Source organism: Paraburkholderia sp. SG-MS1 (genome assembly GCF_012275575.1).
GTDB lineage: Bacteria > Pseudomonadota > Gammaproteobacteria > Burkholderiales > Burkholderiaceae > Paraburkholderia.
This window is the reverse complement of record NZ_NPIH01000083.1, coordinates 1-11,563: the sequence shown is the minus strand read 5'-3', so window position 1 is coordinate 11,563 and position 11,563 is coordinate 1. Positions and strand designations below refer to the sequence as shown.

At 64.3% G+C, this 11,563-nt stretch carries 12 protein-coding genes; 7 read left to right on the top strand and 5 right to left on the bottom strand.

The features are described from left to right. From CIC12_RS05585 to deoC, 3 genes are all read right to left on the bottom strand, one after another. The coding region (locus tag CIC12_RS05585; protein WP_238812386.1) for a PfkB family carbohydrate kinase at positions 1-184 on the bottom strand (184 nt) is incomplete at its 3' end. A gap of 162 nt (positions 185-346) precedes the next feature. Next, on the bottom strand, positions 347-2,755 hold the full coding sequence (locus tag CIC12_RS05580; RefSeq protein ID WP_168662939.1) for an aldehyde dehydrogenase family protein: 2,409 nt from the start codon (positions 2,753-2,755) through the stop codon (positions 347-349). A gap of 16 nt (positions 2,756-2,771) precedes the next feature. Then, on the bottom strand, positions 2,772-3,782 hold the full coding sequence (deoC, locus tag CIC12_RS05575) for a deoxyribose-phosphate aldolase (protein WP_168662937.1): 1,011 nt from the start codon (positions 3,780-3,782) through the stop codon (positions 2,772-2,774). Here deoC and CIC12_RS32945 point away from each other — a divergent pair. The 4 genes from CIC12_RS32945 (at position 3,781) to CIC12_RS05560 (ending at position 7,912) form a co-directional block, all read left to right on the top strand. Beyond that, positions 3,781-3,951, top strand: a complete 171-nt coding sequence (locus tag CIC12_RS32945; protein ID WP_238812384.1) for a hypothetical protein — start codon at positions 3,781-3,783, stop codon at positions 3,949-3,951. The two genes, deoC and CIC12_RS32945, sit on opposite strands and share 2 nt — an antisense overlap. Before the next feature lie 81 nt (positions 3,952-4,032). Further along, complete coding sequence (locus CIC12_RS05570; RefSeq protein WP_168662935.1) at positions 4,033-5,670, top strand: sugar ABC transporter ATP-binding protein; 1,638 nt, start codon at positions 4,033-4,035, stop codon at positions 5,668-5,670. Then, a complete protein-coding gene (locus CIC12_RS05565; RefSeq protein ID WP_168662933.1) occupies positions 5,667-6,668 on the top strand; it encodes an ABC transporter permease in 1,002 nt (333 codons plus the stop codon). Before CIC12_RS05570 ends, CIC12_RS05565 begins: the two co-directional genes overlap by 4 nt. A gap of 98 nt (positions 6,669-6,766) precedes the next feature. Beyond that, positions 6,767-7,912, top strand: coding sequence for a substrate-binding domain-containing protein (locus tag CIC12_RS05560; protein ID WP_168662931.1), 1,146 nt, complete (start codon positions 6,767-6,769; stop codon positions 7,910-7,912). A gap of 184 nt (positions 7,913-8,096) precedes the next feature. Here CIC12_RS05560 and CIC12_RS05555 read toward each other — a convergent pair whose 3' ends face one another. Further along, complete coding sequence (locus CIC12_RS05555; RefSeq protein WP_174771931.1) at positions 8,097-8,948, bottom strand: LysR substrate-binding domain-containing protein; 852 nt, start codon at positions 8,946-8,948, stop codon at positions 8,097-8,099. Between the two features lie 100 nt (positions 8,949-9,048). Between CIC12_RS05555 and CIC12_RS05550 the strand changes: the two genes are divergently transcribed. Continuing rightward, on the top strand, positions 9,049-9,900 hold the full coding sequence (locus CIC12_RS05550) for an alpha/beta fold hydrolase (RefSeq protein WP_168662928.1): 852 nt from the start codon (positions 9,049-9,051) through the stop codon (positions 9,898-9,900). A 283-nt stretch (positions 9,901-10,183) separates the two neighbouring features. Here the strand turns inward: CIC12_RS05550 and CIC12_RS05545 are convergent, their stop codons facing one another. Beyond that, a complete protein-coding gene (locus CIC12_RS05545) occupies positions 10,184-10,324 on the bottom strand; it encodes a hypothetical protein (protein ID WP_342030504.1) in 141 nt (46 codons plus the stop codon). 128 nt (positions 10,325-10,452) lie between these two features. Here CIC12_RS05545 and CIC12_RS05540 point away from each other — a divergent pair, with 128 nt between their 5' ends. After that, the gene (locus tag CIC12_RS05540) at positions 10,453-10,836 is read left to right on the top strand and encodes a hypothetical protein (RefSeq protein ID WP_168662926.1); all 384 of its coding nucleotides are present in this window, start codon (positions 10,453-10,455) and stop codon (positions 10,834-10,836) included. An 88-nt stretch (positions 10,837-10,924) separates the two neighbouring features. Continuing rightward, the coding region (locus tag CIC12_RS05535; RefSeq protein WP_168662924.1) for a hypothetical protein at positions 10,925-11,563 on the top strand (639 nt) is incomplete at its 3' end.

Sequence of the window (11,563 nt, the reverse complement as noted above, 5' to 3'; positions counted from 1 at the left end):
CCTCGGCGCCCGCGCGCGCAGCCGCCACGGCCTGGTTCGAGCCCTTGCCGCCGGGTCCCATCGCGAATGCCGTGCCCGCGATCGTCTCGCCGATCAGCGGCATGCGGGCGGCGCGAAACGTCAGGTCGGTGACGTAGATGCCGAGAATGACGACGCGTCCGTTCCTGCGCGAAGACGTGTTCATTCGTGTTCCTCCCTGGCGGCTTCGTTCAGGGAGGTTTCATTCGATGCCCGGCGTGCTCGCAGCACGTCGGCCTTCAACTGCAGATCCAGATTCTTCAGCACGTTGTCTCCTCCATTTTCTGGTTGGCGTGCGTGTCGTTGATCCGTTCGGCACGGTTGCCGGTCAGTCTCCGTACGGTATCCAGATGTTCTTTACCTGCACGGCCTGACGCAGAAACGGCCGGCCTTCGCTTGCCCGGTCGAACCAGTCGAACTGGCGGCCGTGATCGACGAAAGTGCGCTTCAGATTGCCGACCGACTCGCGTTCGACCAGCGTCGAGTCCGCGGCCTCGCCGAAGCACCAGACGGCGTCGACATCGTCGTGTCTGGCAAGCGCGGGCAGCAGCGCCGCGCGCTCGCCCGTAACAATGTTCAGCACGCCAGCGGGCACATCCGACGTCTCGACGACCTGATAGAAATCAGTGACCGTCAGCGGACACGCCGCGCCCGGCAACACGACCACGCGATTGCCCATCGCCAGCGCGGGCGCCACCAGCGAAAGGAAGCCAAGCAACGGCGCCTCGTCCGGACACGCAATGCCGATCACGCCGAGCGGTTCGTGCATCGCCAGCGCGACGCCGCGCAGCGGCGGCGTATGCACGGCGCCGTCGAACTTGTCGGCCCACGCGGCGTAGCTGAACAAACGCGCGACGGATGCGTCCACTTCCGCCCGCGCCGCCGCTTCGGCCGCGCCATTACGCACCACCAGTTGCCGCGCGAATTCATCGGCGCGAACGGCAAGATTCTCTGCCAGATAGAAGAGCACCTGGGCGCGGTTATGCGTGCTCGCCTGCGACCACTTCTGCGCCGCGCGCGCCGCCTCGACCGCATTGCGAATGTCCTTGCGATTGCCCTCGCCCACTTCGCCCACCGGCGTGCCATCCGGTGCGCGAACCTGCAACGAGTAGCCGCTATCCGGGCGCACCTGCTTGCCGCCGATGAACAGCTTCGCAGTCCGGTCGATCGATGTGACGACCGATGCGACATCCGCCAACGGACCGCGCATAACGGCACCAGCAGATCGCTCGCCGCGCCGCGCCGCCTGACGCTGCGCAAGATTGCGCCACGCACGCGGTTTCAGGTATTCGTATATGCCCTCGCGTCCGCCCTCGCGGCCGTAGCCCGATTCGCGATAGCCGCCAAAGCCGACCGCCGCGTCGAACAGGTTCGTCGCATTGATCCACACGACACCGCATGCAAGGCGCGGCGCAATGTCGAGCGCGCGGCCGATCGTTTCGCTCCACACGCTTGCGGCCAGTCCATAGCGCGAGTTGTTGGCGAGTGCAATGGCTTCATCCGGCGTGCGAAAGCTCATCGTCACGAGCACCGGTCCGAAGATTTCTTCCTGCGCGAGAACGGAAGCCGGTGCGACACCGGTCACGAGCGTCGGTGGATAAAAGCAGCCGCCGGACGGCAGCGAGGTTTCCTGCGATTGCCACACCGCACAGCCTTCGCGCCGTCCGCTTTCCACGAGCGACTGGATACGTTCCAGTTGCACCGGATCGACGATCGCACCGATATCGATGCTCTTGTCGAGCGACGTGCCCACCCGCAGCGTCGCCATGCGGCGTTTCAGCTTCGCGGTGAAGCGTGCTTCGATCCCCTCCTGCACGAGCAGCCGCGAGCCCGCGCAACAGACTTGCCCCTGGTTGAACCAGATCGCGTCGACCACGCCTTCGACCGCGCCGTCCAGATCCGCGTCGTCGAACACGATGAAAGGCGATTTGCCGCCGAGTTCGAGCGTCAACGATTTGCCCGTGCCGGCCGTGGCCGCACGGATCGAGCGCCCGACTTCCGTCGAACCGGTGAAAGCGATCTTGTCGACTTGCGGATGCTCGACGAGCGCGGCACCGGTGCGGCCATCGCCCGTCACAACGTTGAACACACCCGCCGGCAAGCCAGCCCCATGCGCGAGTTCGGCGAACAGCAGCGCGGTCAGCGGCGTGTATTCGGCGGGCTTGAGGACGACGCAATTGCCGGTTGCAATCGCCGGTGCGATCTTCCACGCGAGCATCAGCAGCGGAAAATTCCACGGCACGATCTGGCCGACCACGCCGAGCGGCGCATAGTCGGCGAATTCGCTCTCCTGCAACTGCGCCCAACCCGCGTGATGCAGAAAGTGCCTTGCCACAAGGGGAATATCGATGTCGCGCGTTTCGCGAATCGGCTTGCCGTTATCGAGAGCTTCGAGCACGGCGAACAGCCGGCTGTGACGCTGAACCATGCGCGAGAGCGCATACAGATGCCGCGCGCGCCCCGCGCCGCCCAGCGCGAGCCAGCCCGGCTGCGCGGCGCGCGCGGCGGCCACCGCCGCGTCGATATCGGCCGCGTCGCCCTGGGCGATGTCCGCGAGCCGCTCGCCCGTCGCGGGCGCGTGCGAGACGAAGCGCTCCCCGGCGGCGGGCGCATGCCACGCGCCGCCGATGAAATGCCCGAAGCTCGCCTCATGCTGCGCGAGCCACGCGCGCGCGGGTTGATCGTCCTCGGGTGCGGGACCGTACTCCATCGATGAAAAATACTCGGCTACGCTCATGGGATCGGTCTTTGGTTCAGGCTACGGGGTGACGGTTGAAAGCGGAGTAACGGCCGCTCACGTGATGTTCGAGCTGGCGTTCGATATCGGCCAGCAGGCTCGACGCGCCGATCCGGAACAGCTCCGGTTCGAGCCACGGACGGCCCAGTTCTTCTTTCATCAAAATCTGATACGCCAGCACGGACTTCGCGCTCGACACGCCGCCCGCCGGCTTGAAGCCGATCGGCACGCCGGTGCGCGCCTCGTATTCGCGGATCATGCGCACCATCACGAGCGAGACGTCGAGCGTCGCGTTGACGCCTTCCTTGCCGGTCGAGGTCTTGATGAAATCGGCGCCGGCCATCATGCAGACCATCGATGCGCGGGCGACATTGGACAGCGTGCGGATGTCGCCGGTGGCCAGAATCGTTTTCAGATGCGCCGGCCCGCAGGCCGCCCGGAACTCGCGCACTTCATCGTATAGCGCCTGCCAGTTGCCGGTCAGCACATGTTCGCGGGTCACGACGATGTCGATTTCCATTGCGCCGTCCGCCACCGACGCCTCGATCTCCTTGAGCTTCAACGGATGCGGAATCAGGCCCGCAGGAAACCCGGTCGATACCGCCGCGACTGGAATGCCGCTGCCCCGCAAGGCATCGACCGCCGCCGCGACAAAGCGGTGATACACACAGACCGCCCCTGTGGTGATGCCCTGCGGCGCGATGCCGAGCGCTTCGAGCAGATCGGCGCGCACTGGCTGGCGCGCTTTTGCACACAGGCGGCGCACGCGGCCTTCGGTGTCGTCACCGTTCAACGTCGTCAGGTCGATGCAGGTGAGCGCTTTCAACAGCCACGCGGCCTGCGCATCCTTCTTGACGGTGCGGCGCGTGGCCAGCGTGGCCGTGCGCCGTTCCACCGCGGACTGGTTGACGCGCAATCCGTCCAGCCATGACGCGTCGAACGGCGTGCCGGGATTGCGCACCGGATGGATGAGCGGCCCGCCGCGCAGCGCGACGACCGACGAAGACAACGAAGGAGCTTCAGGCATGGGACATCCGGAATTTGGCGCGGCGCACAACAGCCGCCGACAATTTGTTCGCACTTATGCTACAACGATTGATAGAATCATAACAAGCTCTGCGACGCAATCTTCACATAAGCAGGCACTTAAGGGGCCTGAAAGTGCGATGAATGTGATTGACGCACCAAATTCATGATGCGAGGATCACAACATCGGCTGTGACCGGCGCGCTTCGCACAGAAAAAATTTCGTCGCATCGACGAAGGAGACAAGCCAGATGAATGAGCCGGATGCGGTCGCGGCCGCGCCATCCCGTCAGGTTCCATTGATCCGTGTTGCGGGCGTCACCAAGCGGTTTGGCGGCGTGCAGGCGCTGCGCGGCGTCGACCTCGAGGTGCTGCCCGGTGAAGTTCACGCGCTGCTCGGCGAAAACGGCGCGGGCAAGTCCACGCTGATCAAGATCCTCAGCGGCGTTCATACCTACGACGACGGCGCCGTCGAAATCGACGGCCAGAAAGTGGCGTTCGACTCGCCCGCGCAATCGCGTGCGGCAGGCGTCGCGGTGGTCTACCAGGATTTGAGCCTCGTCGAATCGCTGTCGGTCGGCGCCAATCTGATGCTGGGGCGCGAGCCCCGCACGCGTCTCGGTTTCGTGAAGAATCGCCAGCTGATGGCTACCGTTAGCGAGTTTCTGCGCTCGCGCGGCATTCCGCTCGATCCGCGCACGCCGGTCGGCACGTTGCCGTTCGCCTACCGGCAAATGACCGAGATCTGCAAGGCGTTGATGCGCGACGTGCGAGTGCTGATCCTCGATGAACCGACGTCGGCGCTGACGGGCGGCGAAGAACAAATCCTGTTCGACGCGATTCGCGCGGTCACGGATCGCGGCGTGGGCGTGATTTACGTGACGCATCGGCTGAATGAGGTCTTCCGGATCTCGCAGCGCGTCACCGTGTTCCGTGACGGTGCCAACGCCGGCGTGTTCCAGACCGCCGACACCGACATGAAGCAACTGGTCGCGGCGATCGTCGGCGCGGGCCATGCGGCTCTGCATGCCAGAGAGGAGACTGCCGTCGGCGTGACCGACGAGGTGCCGGTTGCCGTAACCACGCAAACCAGCGCCGCGCGAAGTGGGGATAGCGCACCCGTTCTGCGGCTCGCGAACGTGAGTAATGACCGCCTTCACGATGTCGACCTCGTGGTTCGCGGCGGCGAGGTTCACGGTCTCGCGGGTCTGATCGGCAGTGGCCGCAGTGAAATCCTGCAGACCATCTTCGGCATTCGCAGGATCGAAGCGGGCGCGATCGACATCGACGGTCAAGCCCGCTCGCGCAACACCCCCGCCGAAGCGATCCAACTCGGTATCGCGCTCGTCCCCGAGGATCGCCACCTCGAAGGACTCGTCCTTGACCATTCGATCGAGCGCAACCTCACCTTGCCACGCCTGCCGCATTTTTCCCGCTGGGGATGGCTGCGCAGCCAGGCGGCCGTGCAACAGGCGAAGCGCTCGATCAAAGCGCTATCCGTCAAGGCGCCCGGCGCCTCGACCGCGGTCAAATTCCTGTCCGGCGGCAACCAGCAGAAGGTGGTCTTCGCGAAGTGGAATCACCCGCGTCCCAAGCTGCTTCTGCTCGACGAGCCGACCGTCGGCGTCGATGTCGGCGCGCGCGAGGAAATCTACGGCGTGGTCCATGACGCCGCGCAGGCGGGCACCGGCGTGCTCGTCGTGTCCTCGGACCTGGACGAACTTCTGCGCCTGTGCGACCGCATTTCCATCGTCGCGGACGGTTGCATCGTCAAGACCGTCGAGCGTGCCGGACTCGCCAACGCCGAAGCGCTTCATCACCTGATTCAACTGTCCCGTACTTCCATCGAGTCTCCCGGGAAGACGTCCGTCGGAGCGCACGCAACATGAACGATTCCGTCTCGCCGCTGACGGCCAAACGGCAGGCGTCGCCGCCGCAGAAAAGCCGCGCGCGGCGCATTGCGCAACTGCTGCTGCAAGGCGACCGGCCTTACGCGCTCTATGGCGCGTTCGCGATCCTGCTGGTGGTCTTCAGTTTCGCCTCGCCATGGTTCTTATCGATCGACAACTTCCTGAACATCGGCCGGCAGACCGCGCTCGTGTCGATCGTCGCGATCGGCATGACCTTCGTGATCATTGCGCGGCAGATCGATCTGTCGGTAGGGTCGAGCCTCGCGTTATCGGGCATGTCCGCGGCACTCGCCATGACGTACATCGGCGACAACTGGATCATCGGCGCGATCGCAGGGCTCGGCACCGGCGCGATGGTCGGCGCGATCAACGGAGTGGTGACCACGCGGCTCAATATTCCGTCGTTTCTCGTGACGCTCGGCACCTTGAGCGCCGCGCGCGGACTGGCGCTGATGGTCACGACGACCAAGCCGGTCATCATTACCAACGACTCCTTCATCGCGATCTTCGGCGAAGGCGACATTGCGGGCGTGCCGGTGCCGATCATCTGGACCGCGCTGGCCGTGATCGCCGGCATCCTGCTGCTGCACTACAGCGTGTTCGGCCGGCAGATCTACGCGGCAGGCGGCAATCCGACTGCCGCGCTCTATTCGGGCATCAACACGCGGCGCGTGACCACCCTCGCCTTCATTCTCACCGGCGCGCTGGCCGGGCTCGCCGCGCTCGTGCTCTCCGCGCGCTCGCATGCGGCACGCCCCGACGTCGTGCAGGGACTCGAACTCGATGTGATCGCCTCCGTGACGCTCGGCGGCTGCAGCCTGTTCGGCGGTCGCGGCTTCGTGCTCGGCACGCTGCTCGGCAGCCTCATCATCGGCACGCTCAACAATGGGCTCGTGCTGCTCGGCGTCAGCTCGTCGCTGCAACTCGTGATCAAGGGCGTCATCATCGTCGCGGCGGTTGCGTTTACCCGGAAGTGATGCGGGACACGCCGACCACGCGCGATATCACGTGCCCCCGGTTCTTGTGAATGGCTGGAGACGTAACACCCAACAGGAAAAACCAACGGAGGAGAATCATGAAACATCGTCGTGGCTCGAGAAATGTTCTAACCGGCGTCGTCGCGGCGGCCGTCGTCGCGGCGCTCGCTGCGCCGGCCGCGTGGGCGCAATGCGTGACCAGCTTGCCGGCAGGGTCGATCGGCCCGAAGACGATCGTCGGGCAAGGACCGAACGGCGAAAAAGCGGCCTCCGTCGATACCATCAAGCTGACCGACGCCGATATCGCGAAGATCAAGGCCGGCAAGTTCAAGGTGGGCATTTCGATGCAGACCATGAACCTCGACTGGTCGCAATTGCAGGTGCAAGGCATCACCGATACCCTCAGGAAATACGACGTGGAAGTGATCGGCACGGCCTCAGCCGAGTACCAGGTCGACAAGCAGATCGCCGATATCGAGAACACGATCCAGCGCCATCCGGATGGCATCATCTCCATTCCGGTCGACGGCACGGCGACGGCCGCCACGTACAGAAAAGTGTCCGCGGCCGGCATCAAGCTCGTGTTCATGGACAACGTGCCGACCGGCCTGAAGCATCCGGAGCAATACGCATCGATGATTTCGGCGGACAGCGAAGGTAATGGCCAGATCGCCGCGAAGGTGCTCGCGTCGTGCGTGCCGCAGGGCGCGACGATCGGGCTCGTGAATTTCGGCGTCGATTACTTCAGCACGACGGAGCGCACGAAGGCCGTCAACGACTGGATCAGGAAGAATCGTCCGGACATCAAGATCAAACAGGTTGCCTTTACGGACCCGTCGAAAGTGGGGCAGATCGCGGGCGATTTTCTGACCGGCAATCCGGACGTGAAGGGGCTGTTCGCTGTCTGGGACCAACCGGCGCTCGACACGCTGACGTCGATGCGCGCACAAGGCGTGAATATTCCGGTGACGACGGTCGATCTGGGTCTTCAGTCCGCGATCGAGATCGCCAGGGGCGGACCGCTCAAGGCGACCGGCTCCCAACGTCCGTATGATCAGGGCGTGGCCGAGGCCACGGCGATGATGAAGGCGCTCATCGGACAGACACCGCCGGCGTGGATCGGTGTGCAGTCCCTGCCGGTGGTTCAGTCGAATGTGCTTGAATCTTATAAGACCGTGTTCAAGAAAGATCCGCCGCCGCAGTTGGCCGATGCTTGCAAGAAGGCCAAGCCGGCTTGTGGGTGAGGTCTATGCGCCTGAACCTGAGCGAGCACGCGGCACCTGCTGGTAGCCGCGCTTTCTCAAGACCGACTCCGGCAGCGTGTGGAATGACACCATTGCAGCCTCACGCGGACGCCGGCGTCGCTCGCGCGCCAGCGCCGGAAGTTTCGCTCCGCCGGTCACACGCACGACAGGTGAACGTTTGGCGCTAGCGCCTCAACTCCGCGACGATCTTCTCCGCCAGAAAATCGCACGGCGGACGATTCGACGCCGTACTTCGCGCAAGCACCATCTCCAGCGCCGGAATCTCGGGCAATCCGTGCGTACGCCCGAGCCGCGCGAAGTGGGCCGGCACGGCGCATTGCGCGAGCGGCACGATGGCGAGCCCTGCTTCCGCCATCGACAGCAGCCCGAGCAGGCTCGGACTTTCATACGAGGTCCGGTACGGAATCTTCGCGCGTTCGAGGCTGCGAATCGCGTTTTCCCGCGCGACGCTGCCAGGCAGGAACACGGCAATTGGCAGCGGCCGCTCGCGCCATATTTCATCGGCGCCCGGCGCCGCCGCCCACTCCATGGGTTCGAGCCGGATGAACTCGCCCGACAGTCCTTTGATGCGCGTCGCGCACACGAGGTCGACGGAACCGTCTTTCACCATCGGCGCGAGCGCCACGCTCGGCAAACCCACCACCCGGATTTCCACCTTCGGGTAGGTCGCGGAAAACTTCTTGAGGATCGGCGGCAGCAGCGACGACGCGTAATCGTCCGGCACTCCGATGCTCACGCGGCCGGTCACGTCCGGCCGAACCACGGCCGCCCAGGCTTCGTCGCGTAACGCCAGCATGCGGCGCGCGTAGGTGAGCAGTACTTCGCCGTCCTGGGTCGGGCTCACGCTTCTCGGCTTACGGACGAAGAGCGGCTTGCCCAGCGCGATTTCGAGCGTCTTGATCTGCATGCTGACCGCCGATTGCGAGCGATGCACGACCTCCGCCGCCCGGCTGATATTGCCGGTATCGGCCACGGCGACGATCATGGTCAGCACGTCGAGGTCAAGAGCCTTCATGGCCGCGAGTCACTATCAGAAAAATTGATGGATTCAATCAATATTACGCGATTTTCCAAGATAAAGGAATCGGGCATAGTGCCGGCAAAGGAGCCAGTCAATGAACGCCCGTACCGACCTCGCAGTGCTTGCCGTACCAGAAATATCCTTTGCGACCATCGCATCGGGCATCTGCGTACCGTATGTCGAGTGTGGCGAGGGCGAACCGCTGCTGTTCGTGCACGGCTCGCTTTGCGACTATCGCTACTGGAGCGCGCAGACCTCGGCGCTGTCGCAGCACTTGCGCTGCATCTCGGTGAGTCTGAGCCACTACTGGCCGGCCAGCGAGGCTTGCATCCAGAGCGAGTTCGGCTGGCAGACGCATGTGGCCGAGCTGGCCGAATTCATCGAGGCGATCGATCTCGGGCCCGTGCATCTCGTCGGTCATTCGCGCGGCGGCTGCGTCGCGTTCAACGTTGCGCGTGACTATCCGCGGCTCGTGAAGACGCTCACGCTCGCGGACCCGGGCGGTCCGCTGCACGTCGAAGGGATGACGGCGGCGACCCTGCCCGCCTCCACCAACGTGCTGCGTGCGCGCGTCGCCGAACTGATCGAGAGCCAGCAGATCGACGAGGGACTCGAGCTTTTCGTCGACTCGGTGAGCATGCCCGGCGCGTGGCGCAAAAGCCCGGCTGCATTCCGCGCGATGGCGATCGACAATGCGGGCACGCTGCCCAAGCAACTGCGCGACCCTTTGCCCGCCTACTCCCACGAAACGGCACGCGATGTGAAGTGCCGGACCCTGCTCATCGATGGTCAAAAGAGTCCGCGCATGTTCCGCAACAATGTGGAAAAGCTCTCCACATGGATCGACTATGCCGAACGGCAAACCATCGAAGGCGCTTCGCACGGGATGAACGTGTCGAACGCGGGCGCTTTCAACCGGTTGTTGCATGCGTTCGTGAAGCACTGAAGCGCGACGTCGGCATCGACGATCTGACGGAAAGCTGCCCCTTCCTGCGCAAGACTGAAACGACTTCATCGATATGCTCACGTTCTCGCGCAAACGGCGACCGGCCGCCTTGCGCTCGAGCGTGAGGCGCGGCATTCGAGGCTCGCGTTCAGCGCAATAGCCCGGCGGATGGGGTTCACGTATACCTGCTGGTCGGCTCAAATGCGGTTTCTCCGATTCAAAAAAACAAGCCGAAAGAACGCCAGCGTTCCATTCGGCTGTTCATCTCACTCGCCTGCCGGCATCAGACATCGATCTGCGCGGACAGGAGCGCGGCGCGCGGCGGCGCGTTCGTGATATACGTGCCCTGCTGAATCGAGTAACGGCTGCCGAACAGATCCTCGATATTGGCGCGCAACACCACGTCCTCGCTGGTGACCGCCATGCTGTAGCGGACGCCCTGGTCATAGCGCGTCCACGACGGCAGACGCAGCGTGTTCGCGGCCTCGTGGTACTGCGCGGCGGAGATTGGGTAAGCTTGTCTTCGCTCCTGTTACCCGAGACTTCTCCGAGATGCCTTCTTCGATCCGCAATTCCCTCGTCTGGATATTCGACGCGTTTGAGTGCGATTCGACCTTCGTCCAGAAGCAGATGTTCGGCTGTGCGGCCGCTTATGTCGACGGCCTCCTGTGTCTGATCGCCGCCGACCGTGGCGAACCCTGGAATGGCCTGCTAGTCTGCACGTCGAAAGAGCGTCATGCCGCGCTCATCGCCGAGATGCCGGCTTTGCAGCCGCATCCCGTGCTTGGCAAATGGCTGTACATCTCGCAGAACGATCCGGCGTTTGAAATCGTCGTCGAACAGATGACGACCCTGGTGATGGCCCGCGACGAGCGTGTCGGGGTCGAGCCGAAGCCGCGCAAGCGCCGCGGCAAACGCGCGTTGCCGAAAACATGAATCCTCGCTGCCGGCGCCCCGTTCACGAGCCGGCGGTTTGGGCAGTTCGCCATGCCGGAAGCAGCTCGCTCTCCCAAGGACCCTACTCATGCGTAACTTCGATTTCAGTTCCTGGCAAGCCATGCTGTCCACGCTATTCGGGCTCGCCGTCATCACCTTGATCGGTGTCGGCATCCGGCTATTGCTGATGCAAACCGTGCAGCGGCGGCGGGAACGCGAGAACCGGCAGATCAACGAACGGCTGCGCACGCTGATTGCGGCGTACAAGACCCTGGGTGGTTCGTTCACGGGCAGCCTCGCGGTCGATCCCACTCATCTGCGTGACCTGAAACGCGCGTCGATGGCGGTGCCCGCGCCCGCGCAGGCCGCGCTCGAGGCAGTCAGTGGCGATGCCGCAAGCCACGGCGAGTCTGTGCAAACGCACGACCCCAATGCCTCGGACCGGTCGCGACGCATCCGCGACGCCGTCGAGGCGGCACTCGCCGACATCATCCTGCTGGGCACCGAAGAACAGGTGCGGCTCGCCGCTCGCGCCGCGACGGAGATGACGCAGGGGCGAACCATCCATACCGCTGAACTGGTTGTCTCGCTGCGCAATTTCGTCCGCGCAACGCTCAGTCTCGACGCCGTGCCTGCCGGTCTGCCGATTCCCGCGCAAGGCCCTGCGCGGCCGTCGGGTGCGAAAGGCAAGGACGCGGGTGGCGCTGCCGGGGGTAAGGGAGATGGC